At 35.4% G+C, this 25,636-nt stretch carries 28 protein-coding genes and 2 pseudogenes; 8 read left to right on the top strand and 22 right to left on the bottom strand.

Translation table 11 applies throughout. The features are described from left to right. The 3 genes and pseudogenes from C6H08_RS09490 to C6H08_RS09475 form a co-directional block, all read right to left on the bottom strand. A pseudogene (locus C6H08_RS09490) lies at positions 1 to 624 on the bottom strand (CCA tRNA nucleotidyltransferase); the annotation flags it as partial. Positions 625 to 637: 13 nt separating this feature from the next. Then, the gene (locus C6H08_RS12085) at positions 638 to 1,747 is read right to left on the bottom strand and encodes a glutamine amidotransferase-related protein (RefSeq protein WP_034565707.1); all 1,110 of its coding nucleotides are present in this window, start codon (positions 1,745 to 1,747) and stop codon (positions 638 to 640) included. 2 nt (positions 1,748 to 1,749) lie between these two features. Then, complete coding sequence (locus C6H08_RS09475) at positions 1,750 to 2,484, bottom strand: disulfide isomerase (protein ID WP_034565709.1); 735 nt, start codon at positions 2,482 to 2,484, stop codon at positions 1,750 to 1,752. 813 nt (positions 2,485 to 3,297) lie between these two features. Here C6H08_RS09475 and C6H08_RS12590 point away from each other — a divergent pair. Next, a pseudogene (locus tag C6H08_RS12590) lies at positions 3,298 to 3,651 on the top strand (LPP20 family lipoprotein); the annotation flags it as partial. A 54-nt stretch (positions 3,652 to 3,705) separates the two neighbouring features. Then, positions 3,706 to 4,386 carry an HP0838 family lipoprotein gene (locus C6H08_RS09465; RefSeq protein WP_034579245.1) on the top strand — a complete coding sequence of 227 codons (681 nt, stop codon included), beginning with the start codon at positions 3,706 to 3,708 and terminating at the stop codon, positions 4,384 to 4,386. A 255-nt stretch (positions 4,387 to 4,641) separates the two neighbouring features. Here C6H08_RS09465 and C6H08_RS09460 read toward each other — a convergent pair whose 3' ends face one another. The 12 genes from C6H08_RS09460 to C6H08_RS09410 form a co-directional block, all read right to left on the bottom strand. Continuing rightward, positions 4,642 to 5,184 (bottom strand): hypothetical protein, encoded by a 543-nt coding sequence (locus C6H08_RS09460; RefSeq protein ID WP_034579247.1) that lies wholly within the window; start codon positions 5,182 to 5,184, stop codon positions 4,642 to 4,644. 15 nt (positions 5,185 to 5,199) lie between these two features. Next, positions 5,200 to 5,964 carry a tRNA pseudouridine(38-40) synthase TruA gene (truA, locus tag C6H08_RS09455; protein WP_034579249.1) on the bottom strand — a complete coding sequence of 255 codons (765 nt, stop codon included), beginning with the start codon at positions 5,962 to 5,964 and terminating at the stop codon, positions 5,200 to 5,202. Next, a complete protein-coding gene (locus C6H08_RS09450; protein WP_052093025.1) occupies positions 5,964 to 6,983 on the bottom strand; it encodes an LptF/LptG family permease in 1,020 nt (339 codons plus the stop codon). The genes truA and C6H08_RS09450 overlap by 1 nt, the downstream gene beginning before the upstream one ends. Beyond that, positions 6,973 to 8,268 (bottom strand): prepilin peptidase, encoded by a 1,296-nt coding sequence (locus C6H08_RS09445; RefSeq protein WP_034579251.1) that lies wholly within the window; start codon positions 8,266 to 8,268, stop codon positions 6,973 to 6,975. Before C6H08_RS09445 ends, C6H08_RS09450 begins: the two co-directional genes overlap by 11 nt. Before the next feature lie 114 nt (positions 8,269 to 8,382). Further along, positions 8,383 to 9,378: a UDP-N-acetylglucosamine 4,6-dehydratase (inverting) gene (gene pseB / locus C6H08_RS09440; protein WP_034565722.1), complete on the bottom strand. Its 996-nt coding sequence runs from the start codon at positions 9,376 to 9,378 to the stop codon at positions 8,383 to 8,385. A 9-nt stretch (positions 9,379 to 9,387) separates the two neighbouring features. After that, complete coding sequence (locus tag C6H08_RS12080) at positions 9,388 to 9,582, bottom strand: hypothetical protein (protein WP_233708556.1); 195 nt, start codon at positions 9,580 to 9,582, stop codon at positions 9,388 to 9,390. Then, complete coding sequence (locus tag C6H08_RS12075; RefSeq protein WP_233708555.1) at positions 9,548 to 9,832, bottom strand: hypothetical protein; 285 nt, start codon at positions 9,830 to 9,832, stop codon at positions 9,548 to 9,550. Before C6H08_RS12075 ends, C6H08_RS12080 begins: the two co-directional genes overlap by 35 nt. Before the next feature lie 15 nt (positions 9,833 to 9,847). After that, positions 9,848 to 10,576, bottom strand: a complete 729-nt coding sequence (locus C6H08_RS09430; RefSeq protein WP_034565723.1) for a tetratricopeptide repeat protein — start codon at positions 10,574 to 10,576, stop codon at positions 9,848 to 9,850. Between the two features lie 238 nt (positions 10,577 to 10,814). After that, positions 10,815 to 11,075: a hypothetical protein gene (locus C6H08_RS09425; protein ID WP_034578884.1), complete on the bottom strand. Its 261-nt coding sequence runs from the start codon at positions 11,073 to 11,075 to the stop codon at positions 10,815 to 10,817. A gap of 14 nt (positions 11,076 to 11,089) precedes the next feature. After that, positions 11,090 to 11,344 carry a hypothetical protein gene (locus C6H08_RS09420; RefSeq protein ID WP_034578882.1) on the bottom strand — a complete coding sequence of 85 codons (255 nt, stop codon included), beginning with the start codon at positions 11,342 to 11,344 and terminating at the stop codon, positions 11,090 to 11,092. Between the two features lie 34 nt (positions 11,345 to 11,378). Beyond that, positions 11,379 to 12,605, bottom strand: coding sequence for a hypothetical protein (locus C6H08_RS09415; RefSeq protein WP_034578880.1), 1,227 nt, complete (start codon positions 12,603 to 12,605; stop codon positions 11,379 to 11,381). 57 nt (positions 12,606 to 12,662) lie between these two features. After that, positions 12,663 to 13,085, bottom strand: a complete 423-nt coding sequence (locus C6H08_RS09410; RefSeq protein ID WP_034565726.1) for a hypothetical protein — start codon at positions 13,083 to 13,085, stop codon at positions 12,663 to 12,665. A gap of 273 nt (positions 13,086 to 13,358) precedes the next feature. On the opposite strand from C6H08_RS09410, the gene C6H08_RS11360 reads away from it, so the two are divergent. The 3 genes from C6H08_RS11360 to C6H08_RS09395 all read left to right on the top strand — a co-directional run bounded on the left by C6H08_RS11360 (position 13,359) and on the right by C6H08_RS09395 (position 15,819). Continuing rightward, complete coding sequence (locus tag C6H08_RS11360; RefSeq protein ID WP_138196199.1) at positions 13,359 to 13,541, top strand: hypothetical protein; 183 nt, start codon at positions 13,359 to 13,361, stop codon at positions 13,539 to 13,541. Between the two features lie 89 nt (positions 13,542 to 13,630). Next, a complete protein-coding gene (gene gpmI / locus C6H08_RS09400; protein ID WP_034578878.1) occupies positions 13,631 to 15,160 on the top strand; it encodes a 2,3-bisphosphoglycerate-independent phosphoglycerate mutase in 1,530 nt (509 codons plus the stop codon). A 152-nt stretch (positions 15,161 to 15,312) separates the two neighbouring features. After that, positions 15,313 to 15,819, top strand: coding sequence for a hypothetical protein (locus tag C6H08_RS09395; protein ID WP_034578877.1), 507 nt, complete (start codon positions 15,313 to 15,315; stop codon positions 15,817 to 15,819). Positions 15,820 to 15,951: 132 nt separating this feature from the next. Here the strand turns inward: C6H08_RS09395 and mrdA are convergent, their stop codons facing one another. The 7 genes from mrdA to C6H08_RS09360 all read right to left on the bottom strand — a co-directional run bounded on the left by mrdA (position 15,952) and on the right by C6H08_RS09360 (position 22,613). Beyond that, the gene (mrdA, locus tag C6H08_RS09390; RefSeq protein ID WP_034578875.1) at positions 15,952 to 17,739 is read right to left on the bottom strand and encodes a penicillin-binding protein 2; all 1,788 of its coding nucleotides are present in this window, start codon (positions 17,737 to 17,739) and stop codon (positions 15,952 to 15,954) included. A gap of 2 nt (positions 17,740 to 17,741) precedes the next feature. Next, the gene (locus C6H08_RS09385) at positions 17,742 to 18,218 is read right to left on the bottom strand and encodes a hypothetical protein (RefSeq protein WP_034578874.1); all 477 of its coding nucleotides are present in this window, start codon (positions 18,216 to 18,218) and stop codon (positions 17,742 to 17,744) included. Positions 18,219 to 18,360: 142 nt separating this feature from the next. After that, complete coding sequence (locus C6H08_RS09380) at positions 18,361 to 18,945, bottom strand: hypothetical protein (RefSeq protein WP_034578873.1); 585 nt, start codon at positions 18,943 to 18,945, stop codon at positions 18,361 to 18,363. A gap of 267 nt (positions 18,946 to 19,212) precedes the next feature. Further along, positions 19,213 to 19,812 carry a hypothetical protein gene (locus C6H08_RS09375; protein ID WP_034565734.1) on the bottom strand — a complete coding sequence of 200 codons (600 nt, stop codon included), beginning with the start codon at positions 19,810 to 19,812 and terminating at the stop codon, positions 19,213 to 19,215. 3 nt (positions 19,813 to 19,815) lie between these two features. Continuing rightward, positions 19,816 to 20,589: a phosphoribosylaminoimidazolesuccinocarboxamide synthase gene (purC, locus tag C6H08_RS09370; protein WP_052093027.1), complete on the bottom strand. Its 774-nt coding sequence runs from the start codon at positions 20,587 to 20,589 to the stop codon at positions 19,816 to 19,818. Between the two features lie 255 nt (positions 20,590 to 20,844). Continuing rightward, positions 20,845 to 22,224: a S41 family peptidase gene (locus C6H08_RS09365; RefSeq protein ID WP_034578872.1), complete on the bottom strand. Its 1,380-nt coding sequence runs from the start codon at positions 22,222 to 22,224 to the stop codon at positions 20,845 to 20,847. A 32-nt stretch (positions 22,225 to 22,256) separates the two neighbouring features. Further along, positions 22,257 to 22,613, bottom strand: coding sequence for a rhodanese-like domain-containing protein (locus C6H08_RS09360; RefSeq protein ID WP_034578871.1), 357 nt, complete (start codon positions 22,611 to 22,613; stop codon positions 22,257 to 22,259). Between the two features lie 204 nt (positions 22,614 to 22,817). Between C6H08_RS09360 and metG the strand changes: the two genes are divergently transcribed. From metG to C6H08_RS09345, 3 genes are all read left to right on the top strand, one after another. Beyond that, the gene (gene metG / locus C6H08_RS09355; RefSeq protein ID WP_034578870.1) at positions 22,818 to 24,809 is read left to right on the top strand and encodes a methionine--tRNA ligase; all 1,992 of its coding nucleotides are present in this window, start codon (positions 22,818 to 22,820) and stop codon (positions 24,807 to 24,809) included. A gap of 46 nt (positions 24,810 to 24,855) precedes the next feature. Then, positions 24,856 to 25,125: a hypothetical protein gene (locus C6H08_RS09350; RefSeq protein WP_034565742.1), complete on the top strand. Its 270-nt coding sequence runs from the start codon at positions 24,856 to 24,858 to the stop codon at positions 25,123 to 25,125. A gap of 118 nt (positions 25,126 to 25,243) precedes the next feature. Next, positions 25,244 to 25,552 (top strand): c-type cytochrome, encoded by a 309-nt coding sequence (locus tag C6H08_RS09345; protein WP_034565744.1) that lies wholly within the window; start codon positions 25,244 to 25,246, stop codon positions 25,550 to 25,552. Positions 25,553 to 25,636 lie beyond the last annotated feature (84 nt).

Here is a 25,636-nt window from a genome sequence, read left to right as displayed (position 1 = left end):
CCCTAAACCCCGCAGCCCACCCTGATTTGGTATAGAATCTAGATTCTTGTCGTTTTGAGTCGTAGTTGAAAAGTCCATTTTAGATTCTAAAGTGTTAGATATTTCGCTTTGCTCAATATGACAATCGCTAGATTCTAATTTCTTGCTATTTTGCACTCTAAGCCCTGCATCCGCCCATAGTATAACATGCTCTTCTGTCTTAATGTCTTTATACAGCATTCTACACGCAAGGGCATTTATGCTAAAATCCCTGCGAGATAAATCCTCTTGCAGAGTTTTTGCAAATTGTATGCATTCAGGTCGTCTCCCATCTTTATACTCACCCTCAAAGCGATATGTCGTAATCTCGACAAGATTCCCTGTCTTTCTATCTCTAATCCCCAAAGTGCCATATTTTAAACCAATAGGGATAACTTCAAAATCTTTATCATATAAATCAAAAATTTGCTGTGTTTGCATAGGCTCTGCATTGCTTGTAATGTCCCAATCTTTTGGCGACAAACCAAGCAAACTATCACGCACACAACCACCTACAATATAGGCTTCAAAACCATGAGATTCTAGAATCTTTAAAATATCAATCACATAGTTTGGTATCTGCATAGATAGGATATAGCTTTGCATGTTTTGACTAATATTAGCGAAGTTGCAAAAAATCACGCATGAGTTTAAAGCCCATTTCATGACTGCGTTCTGGGTGTGGCTGTATGCCTAAGATATTCTCTTTACCGATAATGCTAGGAAATGAGATTCCATAATCACAAGCAGCAATGATAAAACGAGTATCACAGCACACATGATAGCTATGCACAAAATACAAATAAAAGGAATCTTTCATAGAAGCACATAAATTGTGTGGCTTTTTGATAAAGTTTTTATTCCAACCTATGTGAGGTATTTTTAAATGCGTATTCTGTGCTTTGTTATTGTTTGTTGTATAAAGGCCTTGAATGTTTGTATAGATAGATTCTAGATTCTCTACCAAATGGGTGGGTGCAGGGTTTGGGGTGCAATTTTTACTAGAATCTAGGTTTTTGTCATATTGAGTGTGTAAGCACGAAATATCTTTATTGGATTTTATGCTAGATACTTCGCCCAAAGGCTCAGTATGACAAGCCATTGTTTTAGAATCTAATTTCTCACTTACTTGAGTTAGCGTAGTGTTTTGCGGTGTATTTTCATAGAATCTAGTTTCTTTATCTTTATGGGTGTATTCAGGGCTTGGGGTGCATCTTGTGTCGAAGCTAGATTCTCTACCATTTGGGTGGGTGCAAACTTTATAGAATCTAGATTCTATCCCTATTGAGTGATTATTGGGTGTAGGATATGACTTTGTAGAATCTAACCCTTTAGATTCTATGTCTTGTAAATTGATATTCGTTTTTATATACCATTCTATTGATTCTCTTGAGCCAAAAGGTGCGACAAAGCCCTCCACTAAGCCAAGCCCTTTATATTTGCCAAACTCATAGCTTTTCTCAAAAAGTAGCTGCATACCAAGACAGATTCCAAGCATATAACGACCGCTTTTTGCGTATTCACACAAAGATTTATCCAAATCTCTTTCAGTCAAATGTTCCATCGCACTGCCAAATGCCCCGACACCGGGTAATATAATCTTATCACATGCTTGTATGTCCTTATGTGTGCTAACACGCTTAATAGATTCCGTCCTAGCTACATACTCCAAGCAACGCATGACATTTGCGATATTGCCAACGCCATAATCAACAACTCCAATTTGCAAGACTATAAATCCTCTTCTATAATGTAGGGTGTGCCTTCAGCCTTGCCTTTACCCATGAGAGAGCGGACGACTTCTTGCACCTTTGTGCGTGTTGCATCTTTTGCAGTTGGTGCTTTATAGTTTTTATCATAAGCTTTTTTTAGCAAAGCGATTTTTTCAGAATCTGTTTTTGCGGTCTTTAGTTTTTCATAGAGTTCAGCCACTTTATTTGCTGACTCTACTCCCATCCAGCCAACAGGTATCATTTTTACATCGCCTTGTTTCAATCTCTCATCTAAATGCTTCAGCTCTTCTTGACAATGCGGACAAAGCGGATCAGAGATAATGTAGAATACCTTTTTGCTTGTTTTGCCCTTAAGACTTACAATGTATTCTTGCGGTAGTTTTGCTATCTCTTTTTTTACCGCTGCTTGTGTTTTGAAAGTCGTATTATAATTTGTTATGGATTGAAACTCTTGGACGACTAGCTCCCTATCCTCATCATTATTTGTAAAAAACGCTTGTGTAATAGGTAGAAAAATACTTTCTTGCTTATTTGTAACCGCAAGCACTTTATATCCACTTGAGTTATCTTTTAGCGTTAATAGTTTGAGATTACTATCTTGACTTAGGGCTTGTTCTTTTAATATCGTTGTAGCTTGTCCTGTTTGCTTTTGTATCATATCAGTGATTTTACTCGCATTTGCTAGATTTACACTCAAACTCAAAGCTATAAAAGCCGCAATTTTCTTTTTCATATTTCATACTCCAAAATAAAATAAGCCAGTATTCTAGCATGTAAATCATAATAGAGTAAAAAGCCCACCAAAATAACACTAAAAACCTAGCTAAATGTTATAACTCTGATACTAAATTCCGTGTTTTTAATCTATGAAGATTCTATAAAAATCCACATGAATAACATTAATAGTTTAAGATCCATAAATATTTCACATCTTAAAGCACGACAAAACACACCCTAAAATGCGTATCTTATACAAAAAATCCAAAATATTTTTTATACTTTTATAGAAAATTTTATTTTGGCACACCTTTTGCTTCATACATGTCAAGTGCAAGGTTTGCACAAATACTCTTTTAATAAGGACATTAATATGAAAAAGACAATTTTGGCGGCTTCAGTTATTTCTGTAGCTCTTTTAACTGGTTGTGTAGATAGCGGTTCAAGTGTAGATAATGCAGCTTTAGTTCCACCTGCAGCAGGTCCAGCTTTAGCACCTTTATCTGTGCCTACTTATCCACCTGTTGGTTACAATGCAAATCCTAGCCTTATGGCTTCAGCTCCTGTTGGCAATAGCGGCATTGTAGCACAGCCTACAACACCACCGGTAGCAGCTCCATCAGTGCAAACCGCATATCCAATGCAAGCAGGACCAGCAGTTCCACCATCACAATATGATTATAATCCAGCACCTCGCTATGACAGAGGCGATTATTCACGCAACACAAGAAGTGGTAGCGGTGGTTATGAGCAAGGGTTTGATAGATCAAATGCAAATAACTTTAGTGATATGAGAAAATGGGCAAGTGATAGTGATGTATCTGTTGGGATTCAAAACTCTCCATTACTAACACCAAATAATATCATTGAGATTCAAGCGGTTGGTATGGGCGTAGCTCCAGAATCTACGGTATCTCCAGCACAAGCCCTAGCATTAGCAAAGCGTGCAGCAATCGTAGATGCGTATAGGCAAATCGGTGAAAAAATGTATGGTATTAGAATTAACGCAAACGATACAATCCGTGATGCAATCGCACAAAACTCAACTATCAAAGGTAGAGTGCAAGCTTTAATTAAAAATGCAGAAATCACAGAAACAGCATATAAAGATGGCTTGTGTCAAGTAAATATGGAAGTAAAACTTGATGGTAGAATCTGGCATCGTGTTTTGAATAATGGTTAATTTTCACATAGAATGTGCTAATATTACAAAATGCAAAAAATAAAAAGGTTTAGAATGTGTAAATTGCAAAGCGGTTTTGCCTATATCACTAAGGGTTTTAGTGTATGTATTTTAGGATTTTTTATAGCGGCGTGTTCGTGGAAAAGCGACAAAGAGCTTACCAATCCAAAGAATCCAGATGGCATTTATGACCCTACGATGAATGGTGGCAGTGCAAACGCACAAGCTGAGAATGTATTCACACCGCAAGAGCAAGAGCCACAAAATCTTATCACAAGTAATGTAAAGCTAGTGTATATTAATACCGCACCTTTCAAGTTTTATGACTATGGGAGGCTTAATACCTATAAAAGCGGACTTGTGAAGTTAGAGCTTTTTAAATACGCACAGACTATTGGCAGTATCCGCATTAAAGCAGGGAGAATGTGTGTGCTTACAGAATGCAGCTATAAATGGCCTATCTCTAAGAAGTTTTTTGGGAAAGTGAGCTATGGTGATTTATTTGAAGACATTTTGTTTGGACGAGATATATTTGGCGGCAAAGGGAAGCAAGTAGGTCCCAATGGAGTTTCGGTGCAAAGATTCCAGCAATCAGGTGAAATGATTTACTATGAGAGAAAGCCGGGCCACAGTTTGTTTAAAAATATGTCCACAGGAGTAACCATTGGGGTTGATGACTATACACCTTTATCCCCAGATAATGGCGTGCAAAACACACTCAAACTCCCGCAATAATTTCTTTTATAATCCGTGTCGATAACAAATGCGATACGATACTTTTACCTCGCTATGAAGTCATATCAAAAACTTTTGGTAAAAATATCATAAGGGTTACAGGACGAGCGGCTACTTTCAAAGCAAAATAAGATTTTTTCCTTTAATTCGATTAGTGAGCGTTAGCCTACCTGTTTTTACTATCTTTCTATTTATTGTGCAATAAGATTGCTAATTGATTCTATGCAAATTTTAAGCTAGATTCTAGATTTTTTACTACCCTTTATTATTATTCAAAGTATCATAAATCTTTTGTGAAAGTTCATTGAAAAGCAATTCTATTTGTCCGCTTAGAGCAGGATTTGTTTGCTGGATAATCTCTTGCATTTTTTGCTGCTTTATGGCTTCTACTATGTCTTTGTTTGTTGGGGTTTGTTTTGCTGTTTTAGAATCTTGTGTGTTGAGATTCTTTGTTTGAGGTGCTTTGTTGTATTTTAATTCATTTTGCTGCAGTGTGTGTATATCTTTTTGGAATATTTGAGCCTGTTTTGCATTAACATGACTATAAAATTCATGGAGTTGAGAAAACATCTCATACACACTGCAAGGGATATGCAAATCACTGCCAATCACACAAATGGGAATATGTGCGAATTTTTCCTTTGCAAGAGTAAAATCTGTGATGATGAAATCTGCCTTATCAATCGCACTCAAATGCCCCTTTAAATAGAATCCAAGTGATAGAGATAAAAAGACATTTTTACATGCTAAGTGGATTTTGACATCATCTTCTGCGATATTTTGCTGTAATTGTTGCATAATCTTACCTTAAAATTAATATATAATGCGGTGCAGATATAGCCCGCAAGCTGGGGCTAACTCTCGCACACATAGGCTTTTTTCTAGCGTTATATCATTTTGTATTTGACGCACTAGATTTTGAAGTGTAATTCTACCCAAACTAAACTCAAAACAAGCTTTAAGCATAATTCTTACTTGCGAACGCAAAAAGCCATTTGCCCCAACATGTGCTACAAAACACGAAATATTATGAATCTTTGCGGGGAAAATATGTGCTTTTACAATCGTGCGTATAAAATCTTTTGTTTCACTGCCATTCTTTTTAAAAAGTGAAAAATCATGTGTGCCGATAAACTCATTGAGTGCTGTTTGTAAGAGTGAAATATCGCCATGTCTCACTTTTGCGATATAGTTGCTATAAAAGGGCAGCAATTCAGCTTGTGTGAAAACATAGCGATAAATCCGCAATTTCGCACTAAATCTCGCATGAAAGTTAGAATCTGCAATAAAGATTCTCTTAATAAACACAAATGGATATAATCTATCATTGAGTAATTTCTGCATTTTTTCTAAAGGCATGTATAACTTTGCATGAAAATTAATCACTTGATTTGTTGCATGTACATCTTTATCTGTGCGACCACTACTTATAATATGTGCCTTTATACCGATTTTTTGCAAGGTAAGCTCAAAAAAGTTTGCCACACTTAACACACCTTTTGTATGCTTTTGATGACTGAAGCCACAAAACTTTGATCCATCATACGCAATAATGCAAACAATATTACAAGTCTCCATTAATAAAATCGCTTAATATATTTTTTATATAGATAATATCCTGCAAGAAGCCAAATAAGTGGTAATAAGAGACTTAAAGCAGGGAAATTCATAGATAATACATACATGGATAAAAGATAAAAGCTCCCACTGCCTAGCACATAAAAATACGCATAGTTTTTATGGAATCTAGGATTTTTAATCCCAAAAAAGAGTATCAAAAATATGCTTACAAGCGGGAATAAAGAAGTGCAAAATGATTGTGAGAATCTTTTTAGCTGCTTATAATCACCCTGAAACGCACTCGCCCAATATGTAAAGACATTATAATCGCTATCTTGCGTGCCATCAAGGAAATTCCGCACGACCATTTCCTTAAACTCTATTTTTTGCAAGAAATCCTTATCATTAAAATACGCATCGCCATCATATAGCACAAGCTCTAAAGTGCCCTGTCTATTCTCAATCTTACCCGTTTTTGCGATGATAAAATTATCTTTTATCTGTTCTGTCGTGTTTGCATATAGCACAAGCCCATGGAAAACATTCTTATCTTTAGAATCAATATATACAAGCCAATCGCCAATCTTTTGCCCGAAATCACCGGGCTTTAAATCGATATTAATCTCATTTTTTTTAAGGCTTATGAAATCCTTATATGCCTGTTTAGAATTAGGTGTCATCACAAATGAAAACATACAAAGCACAAAGCTAACCAACACACACAAGGGCAGTAAAATGCGTATAATATCCTTAGGACTTACACCAAGTGAGAAGAAGACTAGCATTTCAGATTCATAAGAAAGCTTACTCAATCCCAAAATACATGCACTATAAAAAGTAAGGGCAATCACAAAAAAAGTATTTGCAGGAATGCCATAGAGATAAAGCTGCATTAAGTCAATCATGCTTAATTTTACCCCATTTGTAAGCATGGCGATGTTTAATAAAAGAATGATAGAAGCGATGAAAAATAACACAAAAAAGAATGGGAAGAACATCTCCCCAATCGAGCGTAATACATATTTTTTAAGCAACATGATAAGCACTCACACATAAAAAGCTAAGTGAAAGAAAGGGGATAAATGGGATTTGTTTTATTGTTAAATTATTGGGTTTAGATTCTATATTATTTTTTGTTTGATTATGTGCGTGGTTTTTTTGTGTGAAATTTTTGGAATCTAGATTTTCAATCGCTTGAATAGTAGCAGGATTATTGGATTCTAGAATCTTGTCATATTGAGCCTTTGAAAAAGGCGAAATATCTTTTTTGAAATCTTTTATAGAATCTAAGCCCCGTCTAGATTCTATGCTAGATACTTCGCTTTGCTCAGTATGACAATTTTTAGATTCTAGATTCTCTACCAAATCTGGGTGGATGCAGGGTTTAGGGTGCATTTTTCTAGATTCTAGGCTCTCAACCGCTTGAATGTATGCGGGGCTTTGAGATGGTTTTTGTGTAGAATCTAGATTCTTATCCAAATGGGTGGGTGCAGGGTGCAAGGGTGCAAACTTTATAGAATCTAGATTCTGTTTTGTGTTTTCTATATGGTTTTTAGAATCTAGAATCTTGTCATTTTTGCAAGTGTGGGCAAAATTCTTGCGGATTGTGCGAGCCGAAGGCGAAAAATCCCTTATGTCATTTAGTTTAGATATTTCATCACACTCAATAGAATCTACATTATCACATTTAACATTATAGCCACTAGACCGCACTCTCTTTAATCTCCATACATTAAAATAAAAATACAAAATACCCATTAAAGAAGCCACACATAGCATTTCAAAAATAAAGCTTATTTGATAGGCAAAAAAAGATTCTAAAATAACAGCAAGACTAGCGATAATCCACACATCGCCCTCACCTAAATATTGCCGACTACCCACTAAATGCAACATAAAATACACCCCATACACAATACCTAAAACACCAAAAGCATACAAATCATACATTTCATGTGTTACATAATAAAGAATATTAGCACAAATAAAGAGAATAGCAAGCAATATATTTGGCACTTTTTGCGTATAAAGATCAAGCACACTTAATATATGTAAAAGCACAAAGCCCATAAGACAACAAAGGGCTACAAACATAGAATCTTGTGTATATAGCATATCTATATAGATAGCCCCATTTATACAATACAAACCCATAATATACGCAAATACTACATAAATACAAATTAGCATATAATGCAACAAGGTATATCTTACTATCTTATGAGACACACCAAGCCCTGTGAGAAAAAATCCAAGCACAACACGCCACAACACAAAGCAAAGCAATATGCCCACACAAAGATATAAAATATTAGTAAGCATACTTTTCCTTTATGTTTTTAGAGTAATAGCGTTTATGCACCTTACGCCCTACATTTGCTTAAATCAATAGTTTCATATCTATTTATAGAATCTAAGCAAATCATACTAAACAATCTAAGATAGCCTAGCAAGTTCTTGCAATAACTCTTCTTTAGTAAGCCATTGTGTATTTGTGTTGCTTGCATAAGTGAAATGTGGTGGGACAGGTTTGCCTTTTTCATTTAAAAGCGTTGTTGTATAATCAATTGGCATTTGAAACATAATGCTAGGCGATATGATAAAAAAGTCATCAAACTCATAAGAGAGATGAGAATCATCTTCGCCTATCATCACTTCATGGAGTTTTTCCCCTGCTCTTTTGCCGATAATCTTAAAACTCGCATTTGGTGCGATAGCATGTGCTAGGTCCGTAATTTTAATGCTTTTAATCTTTGGGATAAAGATCTCACCACCTTGCATTCTAGCTAGATTCTTAATCACAAACTGCACGCCCATATCAAGCGAGATAAAAAACCTTGTCATATCTAAATCAGTGATTGGTAGCTCAGCTGCCCCCTCACTCACAAGTTTGCGGAAAAACGGCACGACACTGCCGCGACTACCGATAACATTACCATAACGCACAACGCTAAATTTCGCTGGATTATCGCCCTTAATATTATTCGCACTGATAAAGAGTTTATCACTACAAAGCTTTGTAGCACCATAGAGATTGATTGGATTTGCGGCTTTATCTGTTGAGAGGGCAATGATATGCTTTACGCCTGTTTTTAGACATGCTTCAATGACATTACTTGCACCATGAATGTTTGTTTTGATACACTCCATAGGGTTGTATTCAGCGATTGGGACATGCTTTAAGGCGGCTGCATGTATGCAGATATCCACATCTTTTAGCGCAGATTCTAATCGTTGTAAATCCCGCACATCGCCTAGAAAATACCGCATACATTTATCATTATAGATTTGAGCCATTTCATATTGCTTTAATTCATCGCGGCTATATACAATTAGCCTTTTTGGCTTGTATAGTTTCAGCACGATTTCTACAAACTTCTTGCCAAAACTACCTGTGCCACCTGTAATCAGTATGCTTTTATCATTTAACATTATATCCCCTTACATTTGATTTTTACAGAATCTTGCTACATCATTGCGACTTTGAAATAACGCTTTTTTATTCCATTCTAGTGTAAAAAGGATTTGTTGTTCCTTCTCATCTAGATTCTTAAAATCTTTACAAAACTTTTGCATGTTATTGCTTAACGCATGATATTCATCAGTTGTGATTGTAAAAATGTCGTCTTTTTGCATGTCTTTCGCTTCTTTTATGTGTGTTTGTGCCTTCTTGTGCTTGTTTTCTTATTTGTTGTTGCATAAGTTTAAAGTTGTGATTTTGTATTTTTTCAAGTATTGTGAGTGCTTTATACAAGCTTTTCGCACAATCACATAGCGTAGCATTTGTCTCATTGCATGGAATCTTTACATAAGATTCAATATCTTTTGCAAAGATTGTATAAGAAAATGTGCTACATAAAAGAAGTATGAAAAATCGTATATACATCAAATCTCTTTAGGATTATAAAAACTCATTATACGCATCACATGCTTCAGAATTCCCTAAATCACATGACTTGCTATATAATTCTTTTGCTTTTTTTAGATTAAGTTCCGCTCCAACGCCTGTGCGATAATATCCTGCAAGTTGATAGCAAGCCTGTGCGTTTTTGAAATCACATGAGCGAGTAAGTAACCCAAATCCTTGCTTTGGATTTTTCTTAATGCCTTTACCACTTTCATAGAGATTCCATGCTTCAAAACATGCGGTAGCATTATCGCCATTACATGCGATTTGCCTTGCATTTAGGGCTTTTTGTCGTTGATTATGCAAAAGATAGATTTGTGCGTAAGCCCTGCAAACTTCTGTGCTATTGAGATTGCATTGCTTTGAGTTTTTATCCGCAAATGCTAAGGCTTGAGCACACATTGCTTTGTTGTTATTTACGCATTGTGTTAGCATTTCTCTAAATTTATCGTCTATTTCATAGGTTTGCTGACGACTTTTGGAGGTAACTAACTGCTCATTTCTTGGTGGCGTATCTTGCACACCCGTTAGCTCATCTACGCGAAGTTCATCTAGTGTATCAAAGCTTTTTTCTTTTTTGGAATCTGTGGTCTTCATACCACCACTTGGCGTATCTGGTCCTATGCGTATGACTTCAACCGGGGGCAAGTTTTCTGTGTCTTGTGCATTTGCAATACAAAATCCAAAGCAACATAGAAACATACTATATAATAAAGTTTTCATACACACCTCACATCGCAAAATAGCAGGAATTATAACATAAAATAAAGGATATATAAAAATACATTGTGGAATCTAAAAATCTAGTAAAGATTTAAAGTTATTTGGATTAATGGCAAGGTGATAAAAAAAAGGGGGGGGGGGGTTATAAATCTTAATACACATGCTTTAGGCTTAGGTTGAAGTATGCGTATTTGTGAAGATTTGTATTAGAATCTTTAGAGTGAAAAACAATCAAGCCTTATTGGGATTTATACCAATTATAAAAATCCTCGAAGTCATCAAATAAAAGCTTTACTTTATTGCTTTCAGTATTTGGGCGTTTTTTATCATCAAACTTTCTTTTTAGCTCTCCAATCTCTTGAAACTCATTTGTTTGTGAGAGTGCCTCTGCTTCTTCTTCGGTTATATTTAGTCTTTTTGAAACGATTTGCTTTCCACGCTCAAAGTGTGTATCGCTTACGATTTTAACATATTGCTTAATCAACTCTTGTGTATTCATGGTTTTGCTCCTTATTATAATTTTGCTTCAAGCATTTTGAGTGTTTTTGCATTCAATTTTTCCCTGCATTTTTTTCTGCCGCCTTCAAACATTTTCTTGTTACATTGTTGATACTCCTTCATGTGGTTTTCAAATATAGGTGCAATATCATCATCTACATCATTTATGAAAGTTTGCAACTTGGCTTCATCTTTATACCAAGGGTTTTTAATCGCACTTTCATAATCTGTATAAGGATATTTTTTCTCCATTGCGTCCCATTTTTTCATCAAAATTGCTTCAACAACACGCTCAATCTCGACATTATAACTCGACATTATAAATAGAGCGATAACGCCAATTTTCAAATATTTTTTCTTGTCTATATGATATTTCCCTATCAAGTGTTTCTTTTAAGGCACACCATGCTAATTGTTTATATAGTGGTGTATTTTCTATTTCAGCTTTTGTGGTATAAGAGTTGCCATCATAGTCATAATATTTTTCATCTAAAAGCCCTGCGTATTCCCCACCCAATAAAGTCTCTTTCTTTTTTGCTCCATCATCACTTAAACTCATACATTTATTAAAATAATGAGATAGTTTTTCTTTGTCTTCGTTATACGCGATGTCCCCACTTTTAAGCACAAACTCTCTTAGCAACTCAATCTTTTTAAGCTTATCTGCTTCTTGTTGTTTCTTTACTGCCTCTTCGTATTCTTTAGCACTTAAATAGACTTTTTTATCTTTTAGTAGCTCTTCTAGCGTTTTAAGATTTGTTTCCATAGATTCATAGAGAAATGAAAAATACTCTCTAAGACTGTATCCATAATGCACAAGAAATCTATCAATGCTATCCAATTTGCTATATAGACTTCCTTCTTCCACTACCCAGATATAGAATAATCCCTTAGTGATTTTATCCATTCCGGGTTTATTGTAGTCTTTAATCAAGCCTAGTTTAGCATATCTATTAAACTTTTCCCATAGTGTATCTGCTAGCTGATAACTTTTAGCATCGTAATCATAAGTCCCATCTGCTTTCATTCTCTCTAGTTTCCAATTGACTATATCTCTATTCATCTCTAGCTCTAAGGTAGCAAGAGATTTTATACATTTCTGCTCGGCGGGAGTATAGTTTTGCTTATACACAGTGTAATCTTCATTTGCAGTGTATTGTCGCCCAGTAAAAAAATCTTTTTTAACTTCCTGTCTTGTCTCTTGTTCTGTAATGAGAGTCCCGCAGACTTTTTTCACACGCTTTTCTAAATCATAGTATCTATTCCAAAAATCATCACCATTGAAGCCCCCCCAGCCACCATTTGAGTCGTCTCCCTCTAATCCACTTTCATATAAAAGTGGAGTCATTGCCACTTTAAATAAAAGCTTAGAGGTCTCACTCTTTATTCCAGCCCCTTGTATCTCTAATGCCATTTTAGAATCAAAATTTTTCTCAATAAATGCTACCTTATTCTTCAAATGCTCACTCTCAGCCTCATCACCATAAACCACACATGCACATAGCCATAATGTCAATATAAACTTTTTCATACTTTTCTCGTCTCTTTTATATCTGCCAAACTCAATGCTTAAAATTTGCTATATTTGCTATTTAGCCTTATTATAAGTTCTGCGCTTTATAGAATCTACTTGCCTTGCATTCTTTATCATAATGTTAATAGGCACAAGAAAAAAGTCGATAAACACCCACAGCAAATATATACCCACAACACCGAAAGCAACAACAGCACCAAGACTAAACCCGATCATCTCACCTGTAAAAATCGCACCAATTACAAATGTAACCCCATACATAATCCCAAGAAAAATCCCCATAGACCCCATCAAAAGCTTTATAAATCCAAGCACATAATCGCCTTTATAGAATCTATCCACGCCTATATAGCCCAAAAACCCGCCACTAAAGACATACATTAAAATGACTAAAATTGCACTTTTTTGCTTCACAACAACGACTTGACTTCCGTTTGTAGTCTGTGAAACAGACCCTTTATCTTCTCTATTTGCCATTTTGTTACCTTTTTAAGTAGAAATATTTTGCATAAACGTAAGTCGGCAATCTACAAAAAAACAAATAGTAAATAAATAGAAAACATACAGAAATATTTTTTAAATTATAAATCTTTATACATATTTTGCTTTACATAAGGTTTTATGCGTTCTGATAGTTTTTGTATTTATTTTAAAATCTATGCTAGATGTTTCGCTACGCTCAAAATGACAACCCAATGGTTTGGAATCTAAGGTTTTGTCATATTTGCAAGTGTGGGCAAGGCTTTGCTCGTGCGAGTGCGTAAGCACGAAATATCTTTTATAGAATCTAAAATAATTGCTATATTGCACCCTAAACCCTGCACCCACCCAAAGGCTTGGAATCTAAAAATGATATTTCGCCTTTTTCGTAATGCTCAACATGACAGGATTTTTGAGTATTACTCAAGTGTTTTACGCAGATATAGAAAGTAAATAATCCAAATAGGGCTTATAGATATTATATTTTTTGTTATAATCTTACTTTATTGTTTGAGAATCTAGCTTCACAAAAAGGAAAAAGAATGAAAAAAGTAGTCCTTATCATTACAGATGGCATTGGGCATAGTGAAAAGACAGAGTATAACGCCTTTTTTCATGCGAAAAAGCCGCATTATGATTATTTATTTAAACATGTCCCGCATTCACTCATTAGCACTTATGGCTTAAGTGTAGGGCTACCAGAAGGGCAAATGGGAAACTCTGAAGTAGGACACATGAGCTTAGGCAGTGGGCGTATCCTTTATCAAGATTTAGTAAAAATTAATAATGCCTTGCAAGATAAAAGCATAGAATCTAATCAGGCTTTAAATAGCATACTAGATTCTATACAAACCTTGCATTTATGCGTATTAGCAAGTGATGGCGGGGTGCATTCACACCTTAATCATTTAAAAGGTTTAGCCCTATTAGCAAAAGAGAGACAAAAAAGAGTTTTATTGCATTTAATCACAGATGGCAGAGATGTAAAGCCTCAAAGCTCTCTTTCCTATTTAGAATCTTTGCAAGAGATTCTGTGTGATAGCATACAGATAGCTAGTGTTTGCGGGAGATTCTATGCGATGGATAGGGATAAAAGGTGGGATAGGGTGCAATGTGCTTTTGAAGTCCTTGCCTATGGGGATAATCCGCAGACTTGCAGTATAGAATCTTATATACAAAAGCATTATGATGAGGGCATTTTTGATGAGTTTATAAAACCTGCTAGCTTTAATGGCTATATGGGTTTTAAGGCATATAATAGCGATAATACGCAAAATTTTATCAATGAGACTAATCTAGATTCTAACACAGAGGGCTTTATCTTTGTAAATTATCGCAGTGATAGGGCTAGAGAGATTATTGCGAGTTTGGGGCTAAGGGATTTTAGTGAATTTCCTAGAAAGTTTTTTCCTAATCTGTTTATAGGCTGTATGTGTGAGTATGATGAGAGTTTCCCTTTTCCTATACTTTTTCCAAAAGATAAGGTGAAAAATACTATTGCTGAGATTCTAAGTAAAAGGGGGCTAAAACAAGCCCATGTCGCAGAGACAGAGAAATACGCGCATGTAACATTCTTTTTCAATGGTGGTAAGGAGGAAGAATGGGCGGGTGAAACAAGGCTTTTAGTGGCATCGCCAAAGGTGAAAACCTATGATTTACAGCCAGAGATGAGTGCTAGAGAAGTTGGCGATGGAGTATGTGATTTTATCAATAAAGGCTATGATTTTATTGTTGTGAATTTTGCTAATGGCGATATGGTGGGACATACAGGCAATTTTGAAGCAGCGATAAAAGCTGTTGAAGCAGTCGATAAGGAGATAGCAAAGATATGGAATCTTGCCAAGCAAAAAGGATATAGCATTGTAATGACAAGCGATCATGGCAATTGCGAAGAAATGAAAGATGCCAATCTCAAACCGCTAACAAATCACACGCTAGGCGATGTCTTTTGCTTTGTGGATTCTAATGGCATAGATTCTATACAAAATGGCGCGTTAAGCAATATCGCCCCAAGTATCTTAAAGCTTATGGAGATACCTATCCCAAGCGAGATGGATATGCCGCTGTTTTAGGCGTTTGTTGTGTAAGATTTTGTAGTGTTTTGCGATATGTTGTCATATTTTGTAAAATTCTGTAATATCAAGGCTATTTGAGATTGTGATGTTTATAATGCGAAAAGTTGTGTTAATATTTGAGTTAGACTCTAAGTTTATAAAGGATAGACATGCGTAAATTGTTTATATTAGCGTTTTGTTGCATGAGTATTGTATATGCGGGTTTGAAAGAAGATATTGAAGAGAAGTTTAATGAGTGTGTCAAGGCAAGTAATGAATACATGAGTGAAGAATGTTACAGCGGTGGTGTTGGGTGTGAAGGATTTGTTGATGAATATGATAATTTTAAAGTGCAGAGAGTATATAAATATAAGGAATACTGCTTTATGGAATTTTCAAAAAAATATGAAGATATTTTAATGAGGCAATGCGAGAATAAAAAGAAAGATGAGTGTAAAAAATTAGCACATATTGTAGTTAATGTTTATGGTGTCGACCCCAATGAACATTCACATAATATAGAATCAGCAATTAATAATCTTTTAACGCTTTGCTCTAGCACTGAATGCTATGAGATAGCAGAACTCTTTGGCTTAACGCATACGATATCGCAACCATTTTTAGAAAAAGCATGCAAAGAAAATGTAGATGATGCCTGCTATGCAATCGGCAAATAAGATTGTTTGGAGTTAATATTAAAATAAAAAATGCGAATCTCTAGCAACAAAAGAGATTCTACAAAAAAGCCAACATTTTTCTTTCATAAGAATTTTATGAGAAGCGAAAAATCTTTTATATCTGGCTTTTAATCACACATACCCAAATTCACGCAAGGCGTTTGCAAGCTGCACAAGTAATGGACCGCCACGACCGCCGCTTCCACCATGCTCTATTAAGATAGTAATCACATATTTTGGATTCTCATAAGGTAAAAAGGCAGTAATCCAGCTTTGCGATCTATGCCAATATTCCATATCGGCTTCCCTTTTTCTTTTTAATGCATCTTGTGCGATACCTACGACTTGGGCTGTCCCTGTTTTACATGCAAGTTTTACTTGTGTGCCTTGTGTTACACGATATGCCGTGCCAGATGGATCAGAACAGACTTGATACATGCCAAGTCTTAAGGCGGGTAGCTTTGAGTGCTCAAACTTTGTTAATACATCTTTTATAGGCATATTTGTTGGCTTACCGCCTAATTCTTTAGCAAAATGCGGTGTTACAAGCTTACCACTTGCAATAAGGGCGGTATATCGTGCCACTTGCATGGGTGTGGATAGAAAAGAGCCTTGCCCTATGGAAGTAACGATAGTATCGCCTACATACCATTGCTGTGCATAGTTTCTCATTTTCCATTCTGGTGTGGGGAAGATTCCAGAGTTTTCATAAGGTAAATCAACTCCTGTTTTTTGCCCAAATCCCATTTTATTCATCACAATGGCTAGATTATTTATCCCTGCGATTTGTGCGAGTTTGTAGAAATATACATCAACACTTTCTCTAATCGCCTTATACACATCAGCACTACCATGTCCGCCTGCTTTCCAATCGCGGAATTTATGCTTATTAACCTCAATATATGGGGGTGTAGAAATGATTGTCTTTTCTGTGGTATCGGTAAATTCCAAAAATGCTAATGCCATACCCATTTTGATAACAGATCCGGGTGGATACTGACCACTAATAAGCTTATTAATAAGTGGTTTATAGGGGTTTTCTAGTAAATCTTTATATTTTTTATGTGAGATTCCACCAACAAAGTCATTAATATTATATTCTGGATAGCTCCCCGCTGCAAGTATCTCGCCAGTATGTGCATCCATAATAATACCTGCACCATTATGCTCACTAAATACAGAATCAAGCCGCTCTTGCAAACGCATATCAAGGCTTATTTTCATATCATTATTACTTGTAGCGGGTCTTTCATCGATTAGTCGTAATTGCTGATTAAGGCTATTTACCTGTATGACTTTTTCGCCAAGCTGCCCTTGTAAAAATTCATTATACTGCTTTTCAATGCCTTGCTTACCGATAATCTTTGTGTATCGTGAAACACGATCATTTTCTCTATCACGCACATCACTTGCCCCGATATAGCCTATAACATGTGCGGCTGAAGCGTTATTTGGATAGTATCGCTTAGTAGTTGGGGTTATAATAATATTATTTTCTTGTATCATGGCAGGATATATAATCTGCATTTGTGCGTAAGATACAAAATCTATAAGCGTAACTGGTGTGCGGCGATAAATGCTATTAAATTTTTTATAAGTTTCTAGTAACTCTTCTTTATCTATATCAATGATATGAGAAGCGATAAAATCGACACTTTTTTCTAGCTCTTCATTACTCAAGCGATTACGCAAGGACAGAGTAAAGCCTAGCTCATTTATCGCTAAAGGTTCGTTATTCCTATCAAGTATTTGCCCTCTTGTTGGCACAAGGATTTCTGTTTTAATCGTATTTGCCACCGATAGTTTATCATAGTATTCATGCCTAGCAACAGCAAGTATATAAAGCTTTATAATAATAATGGCAAAGACAACACCAAAAATAGCATACAGAATCCGAAAAGTTTGGGGTATATTTTTCATCATCACTCTTTAATAGCAAGGTAGTAATATATCAATGCGATTATACAATCCATTATAAGATAATACATATAGATTGTTGAAAAGGATAGCATAGGTGTTTTAAACAAAATATTACATAATAATAAACCCGCAAAATAAAGCAAATATAAAGAACACACATAAACAAGCACAAAAGGTGCGTTTATAAGCACAATAGATTCTAACTGCTCTGCTACAAAGAATCTAACGATAAAAAATACACAAGGGATAACTCCCACAAGCAAGGTTTTATCAAACTCATAGAAAAATAAGCATATAAGAACAATCGTTGAGATATAAAACTTTTCATCATTATAATGCTTGTGAAAGATGAGAAATAGCATACCCATAAGCGGTGGCAGAATAGGATAAATATCACTCATCATAATGTAAAATAGATAGGCTATAATACCTAAAATAATAAATGTTATATGCTTTGTCCTTGTTCTTTTATAAGTCATTGTTTATACTCTTTTTATCCGCAATTATACATCATTACTATTTGAAGTGCAAATATTTTTTAAGTGATATTTTTAACTGACTAGATTCTATTTGTTTAGATTTTATAATGCTAAAATGTTAAGACTTCATAGCTAACAAACATTAGAAAAAAGTCCAAACAAAGTTTAAGCTGTGGATTGTCCATAAATCTAAATCATTATGTCTGCCATAGATATTTGCACGATAGGTAATATCGGTATTGACTAAAAGTGGACTTATTTTTAATAAGCCCAAACCTACTTCAATATATGCTCCATTTGCTTTGAGATTATGTATCTCGCTAAAGTTTGCTCCGACACCAATTATAAGATTAAGGGTGCCTATAAAACCTCTTGAAGGGTAAATATACAGCATTCCACCCACAGAGTGAGTGGGGGCATAAGAGTTCATAAATAGATATTTAGCCCTTAGACCAAAGCTCATATCGTAATGGGTAAAAGGAATGGGTATAGTGGGCTCTGGGTTAAATCTCATGTCTCCAAAGAAATTCCACCCTACACTTATGCCAACTATTCCACTAAATCTATCTTTAGCTACTTTATCTGAATCTGTCTTGTTTAAATCTGTGCTAAAACCATAATGAAATGAAGCGATTTGTAGTACATTCAAACAGCCATAAGGTATGCCCTCAGCCCTCAAGCCCCCGCATATCATAACGCTAAAGAGAAAGATTCTTAATAGTCTCATTTTTTACCCCTTCAAAATAATTTGCTTACAAGGTGTTTGTAAGCAAAGTTTATTATATTATTATATTTAAGATTCTTGTTATATTGAGTATAAGCAAATATCTAAAACTTAAAGTCTAAAATAGATGTTTCATCTTTTTTGTAATGCTTAGTTATACAAGCGATTGTGTTAAGTTTTAGAATTTCAACCATTTAGGTGGGTGCAAAACAGCAAGAATTTAAAATCTTTTAGTAAAAATAGATTCTATAAAAACAGAATCTATATAAGCTATTGCGTAACGCGTGCTTTTGTAGGCGTATCAAGTCTAATCCTATCGCCCTTTTCATTATAGACTTTACGCCATTGATTTTGAAACTCTACATTTTTGTTTGAAAAGTAGTCAATCCATGCTTCCTCACATGTCTGCTTATCTACAAAAACAATATGCGGTCTAGGCATAGTCCAGCCATTTTTCATACTGCCTTTAATGCAATATATCTCTCCTTCCATAGGTGTAAATAGCACATAGCTTGTAGCTTCTGTCTTTGCCATAAGGGCGATAGGATATCCAGCCTCCACATCAGCTAAAAAGGTCTTGCCCATTGCCATATAGCCAAGTGAATCTTGATAGTTCTTATAACTTGGACGCCCTTTAGAATCTGTTTTTGGCTGATGTTCGATTCGCAATGTATAGCCTAGATATGAGCCGACATGATTATTCTCTCTATACACATAAATGCGTGCTTTACCGGGTGGGGGGTCTTGCAATACAAAACTACCATCACTTACAAAGCCGATTTCCTTACTTTTTGCAAGTGGGACAAGCTGACGATTGATAGAACATGCAGTGAAGCTAAAAATACATAATATAAAAAAGAAAAAACGCATATTTTACTTAATCTCTGCGAGACGAGACAACACTTCTTTATACGCACTTGTTACATTACCAAGGTTTTGACGGAAAATATCTTTATCCATTTTTTTATTTGTTGCTTTATCCCATAAGCGGCAACTATCAGGGCTTATCTCATCAGCAAGTAAGATATTTTTATTAGAATCTCTGCCAAACTCAAGCTTAAAGTCAATCAGTCGCAATGAAGCCTTATCAAAATACTCTTTCAATATCTCATTCACCTGCAATGCTAACTCCTTTAGCTTTGCTATCTCATCAGTGTTTGCAAGTCCCATTAAAAGACAATGAGAATCTGTAATAATAGGATCATTTAAAGCATCATCTTTATAATAAAACTCTACAAGCGGGGCTTTAAGCGGCGTGTCTTTTATGTCTAAAGATTCTTGAATGCCTAGTCTCTTACTCAAACTCCCAGTAGCAATATTTCGCACTACAACTTCAATGGGGATAATCTCTAAGCTCTTACATAGCATATATGTATCTTGCAAGGTTTGTAGAAAGTGAGTTTTTATCCCCTTAGATTCTAGGAGTGTGAAAATCTGCGTTGAAATTTGACAATTTAAACTCCCTTTGCCCTCTTCACTACTTTTTTTCTGTGCGTTAAATGCTGTTAAATCATCTTTAAACGCCGCAAGCAAAGTATTCTCTAATGTCGTTTTATACAGCTTTTTCCCTTTGCCCTCATAAAGCAAATTTGCTTCTACAAGATTTTCTTGCAAAAAGTCTTTTTCTTGTGTTACTACATTTTTCATAAGTATTTCTCCTTAAGGTTTTTATATTTTATTTGCATTTTTAGAATCTAGACTGAATCTTATAGCCACTCAAGTATAGAATGGCGATTAGATTCTAATATATCATACTCAATGCAACAAAACACCTAACCTAGATTCTATCATGAAATTGGGCAGTTTTTGGGGAGTCAGATTCTAAAAACACACTACACACAACAGCAACTAGGCGTGAGTAAAAACTAGTTTTATCCCTTTATGCTGCAAGTTATTAAAAGCCTACTTTGCCGTGCCTTTAATAACTGCCCAAGTTTTTAGCACATCGATAGCACTTTTTAGCTGCATGTCTTTCATAACCATGCTTTGTGTAATATCTTTGCTTTCAGAATCTTTAGAATCTGCTTTTGAGTTATTCTCCTTTTCTTCTTGTAATAACTCATTTTTTAAATGTCGTTTTAAATCCGCTTCTTTAAACTCAAGTTGATTCTCATCACTTAGAGGCACTTCAGTTTCTGCCACAACAAGATCTGGGGTAATACCTACTGCCTGTATGCTTCTGCCTGTTGGTAAATAATACTTTGCTATGGTAAGCTTCATTGCCTCTTTAGCTTCTCTGCCAAATGGAAAGATTTTTTGCACACTTCCTTTGCCAAATGTGCTTTCTCCCACAACAACAGCTCTTTTATAATCCTGCAATGCTCCCGCTACAATCTCACTCGCAGATGCACTACCACCATTTACAAGCACCACAAGAGGCTCATGTAAAAACTCTGCTTTACCTGAAGTCTTAAGCTCGACATTCTCTATTTTACCTCGCTCACTCACAACCACGCCATCTTTTACAAAAAGGCTCACAAGCCCGATAGCCTGATCTAGCAATCCGCCCGGATTCCCACGCAAATCAAGCACAATGCCTTCAAATTTGCCAAGATCCTTTAAGCCTTTTTTCACTTCACGCGTTACATGCTGATCGAATGTCGCAACGCGAACATAAGCGTAATTTGTCTCTTCAATCTTACTTACTAAAGTAGAGCGGACTTTGACATCATCTCGCTTAATCTCAAACTTTAGCGGCTTTGTCTCGCCTTTTCTTATGATTGTAAGTGTTACTTTTGTGCCTTTTTTGCCTTTCATAAGCGATACGGCTTGGTCTATTTTCATATCAAGTGTTGGATTATCATCAATTTTTAGGATAATATCCCCGCTTTTTAAGCCCACTTTTTTAGCAGGTGTGTCATCAAGTGGTGCGATAATCGTTAATGCCCCATCTTTCATGCCAACGGTTATGCCTATACCGCTAAAACTACCACTTGTTTTTGTGCGTAAATCCTCATAATCTTTTTGCGGTAAATACGCAGAATGTGCGTCGAGATTACTTAACATACCAGAGATTGCCTTTTCAATAATCTCATTTGTACCCACATCGCTGACATAGCTACTTTCAACAAGATTCACTGCTGCCATGAATTTTTGTAATGCCCTGTCTCTTTCTGCCTGTGTTAGCTTTTTCTTTGGCGGTGTTTGTGTGTTGGGTGTGCTTTGTGCGATTTGCATTTGTGTGTGGTCTGCAATATTTTGTGCTTGTAAGATTCCAAAGCCACCTACAAGCAAAGCCGATGATATAAACCCTGATAAAATATAAAAATTAAGATTTTTCATTGTGTCGTATCCAAAAAGTAAAATTTAAAGAGCTATTGTAAATCTCTTAAGCAATCTTTTGCGATACCTACAATCTCAAACTTTTCATAGAATCTAGCAAAGGTATCATCAAAAAAGTAGATATTATCGCAACCAAGCCTTACAAGCCTACTCCCCATAGCAGACGCCCTGCCACCTCTTTTACAATGTATGAGTATCTTTTTGTCTGGATTGTCTTTAGCAAGGTTGAAAAGGGCATGTGTTTCTTTAATATTTGGGACACCTTTAATGCGTGCTGCACATACTTCTTCTTCATCTCGCATATCAACCATAATATAATCATCTAGATTTGCTTCTTCAATATAAACCGCCTTTGCAAGACTTTTGTTTCTCTTGCCATACTCTCGCATGTATATCCTTGAATTTTAGTGAGATAAAAGCTTTATTTTATCGTTATTTCATAAATAAAGGGAGAATATGTGATTAAAAGTTACTCGATTCTATAACTTTATTATAATAGATATTGCCAACAAACATTTAAAACTGCAAAAAACCAACAAAATCAAGTATAATTAAAGCTTTTTATTCATAAAAAAACGCACAAAAGGACTTAAATGAAGAAATTATTAACAACGCCTATTTACTATGTCAATGATGTGCCACACATTGGACATGCTTATACTACTATTCTTGCTGATGTTATGAAAAAATATTGGACACTTAGGGGCGATGATGTATTTTTCCTTACAGGCACAGATGAGCATGGACAAAAGATAGAAGAAGCGGCAAAAAAGCATGGGATAAAAACGATTGAATATGCAAATTCTATCAGTGAGAAATTCCGCGATACATGGCGTGAATACGATATAGATTACGATAAATTTATCCGCACAACTTATTTTGAGCATATTCTAGCTGTGCAGAAAGCCTTTGAGATTATGTATGATAGGGGGGATATTTATAAGGGGGCTTATGAGGGCATGTATTGCGTTGGCTGTGAGAGCTTTTTTACACAAACACAAGTTATAGATGGAATCTACTGCCCTGATTGTAGCGGTAAGAAAGAAACTCGCCTTGTCAAAGAAGAGAGTTATTTTTTCGCCCTTTCAAAGTATCAAGACAAGCTTTTAGCATGGTATAAAGAGAATCCAAACTGCATTATGCCTTCACACAAAAGAAATGAAGTTATAAAATTTGTAGAGCAAGGCTTACAAGATTTATCCATTACTCGCATAAGCTTTGAATGGGGGATTAAGATCCCATTAAAATTGCGTGATAGCAAGCATATCATTTATGTATGGCTTGATGCGTTGATGAACTATGCTAGTGCGCTTGGCTATGGATTAGACTACAATAATGCAAAAGAGCAGCTAAGCTATAAAATGGAGCAAAATCCATGTTTAGAATCTAAAATGGAATATTTTGATAATACAACGCATATTGTAGGTAAGGATATATTGCGATTTCATGCGATATATTGGCCTGCATTTCTTATGAGTTTGGGTTTGCCACTGCCAAAGCACATTTTAGTGCATGGTTGGTGGACTATTGATGGTGTGAAAATGAGTAAAAGTATAGGCAATGTAATCCACCCGCTTGATATTAAAAACGCTTATCCTACTGATATATTCCGCTACTTTTTATTGCGCGAAGTGCCGTTTGGACAAGATGGTGATTTTTCACAAATAGCCCTTATCACTCGCAATAACGGGGAGTTAAGCAATGATTTAGGGAATCTGTTAAATAGACTTATTGGCATGAGTGAAAAATATTTTCAGTTTGATTTAAGTAAGAGTTATGATGAAAACGCATATATCTCACAAAAAGAAGAAATTTCTCGCATTATTAAGCAGAGTTTGGCCTATATGGATTCTATGCAACCGCATAAGTTTTTAGAATCCGTATGGGAGCTTTTCTATCTAGCAAATACTATGATTACACAAATTGCCCCATGGGAGCTTATGAAGCAAGAAAAAAGTATAGAATGTAAAGCCTTTTTGAATCTTATCGCAAATATTCTTGCAAAAGCAGCCTTACTTCTTTATCCAATACTGCCTAACTCATGCAAAGAGATAAGCAAGGCATTAAATATCAGCATAGATTCTAAGCAGTTTGATACACTGATAATAAAGCAAGGATACATACAAGATTTTATGATACAAAAAGTTTGTGCACTTTTTCCAAAGATAGAAGAACCACGCATGAAGACAATGCACCAACCTTTTGTAGAAAATAAGCCACAAAAAGAGAAAGATTCTATCAATAAGCCATGTATAAACGATACGATTAATATTGACTATTTTCAGCAAATAGTCATTAAAGTCGGCACAATTATCGCGGCAGAAAAACTCCCAAAAAGCAAAAAGCTTTTAAAACTACAAGTTGATTTAGGTGAAGAAAAACCGCGTCAAATCATCGCAGGTATTGCTGAATTTTATGATACGGAGAATCTTATAGGCACACAAGCATGCGTATTAGCAAACTTAGCCCCAGCAAAGCTTATGGGTGAAATCAGTCAAGGCATGATTCTAGCATGTAAAGATGAAAATGGTTTAAGCCTTTTACGCACAGAACATGCAAGAGTGAATGGCTCAAGAATCAGCTAATTGATAAATTCACTAAATCTACAAAAGCATTGATACAGGAAAAAGTATGCAGTATAATAAAGCTAAGATAGAAGAGTGGATCAAAGCCTTTAAAATTGCCCTTATTGAAAATAATACACAAGAAGCATTTATGCTAACACAGAATCTACCTTTTGATACAAGCATGTCTATGAATAATGCGGATAAAGAATTGCTAGAATATTTAGATATAGCAAAAGAGCTTATATCTCAAACCATAGATTTACTAGAATCTAGTCGCCACGACACACGACAACAAATGGAGAAAATACGACAAGCAAAGAAGTTTTTCTCTTAAACATGAGACTTTCTTGCCAAAAATGTTGTTTCTCTGCGTTTTTATTACCATTATTAAGCTTGAAATAATAAAAAAAGTGTATAATTGAAGCTTAATCAAATTACAGAAAGGATAGATTATGAGAAAGATGTTGCCATTGATGGTTATTGTAGGTTTAGGTAGTGTTGCATTTGCGGCGAGTGATCCAGCTGCAATCATTGCAAAACAATGTAAAACTTGCCATGGTGCAAAAATGGAAAAGTCTTATCTTAATAAGACAGCTGTTGTAAAAAATCTAAGCAGCGATGAAATTAAAAAAGACTTACTTGAGTATAAAGCAGGTAAGCTTAGTCGCTACAAAATGGGCGGTCAAATGAAAGCTCAAACTGCAAAGCTTAGTGAAGAAGATATTGAAGCATTAGCAAAATATATCCCCACAATAAAATAAGCTAGGACTTGTGCCTTACTTTGCAAGAATGTTATTCAGGTGAATGTTATTCAAGTGAAAGTTTGGTGCAAAACCCCATAAACC

The organism is Helicobacter bilis (genome assembly GCF_900198365.1).
GTDB classification, from domain to species: domain Bacteria; phylum Campylobacterota; class Campylobacteria; order Campylobacterales; family Helicobacteraceae; genus Helicobacter_A; species Helicobacter_A bilis_B.
This window is presented reverse-complemented; position numbering and strand designations above follow the sequence as displayed.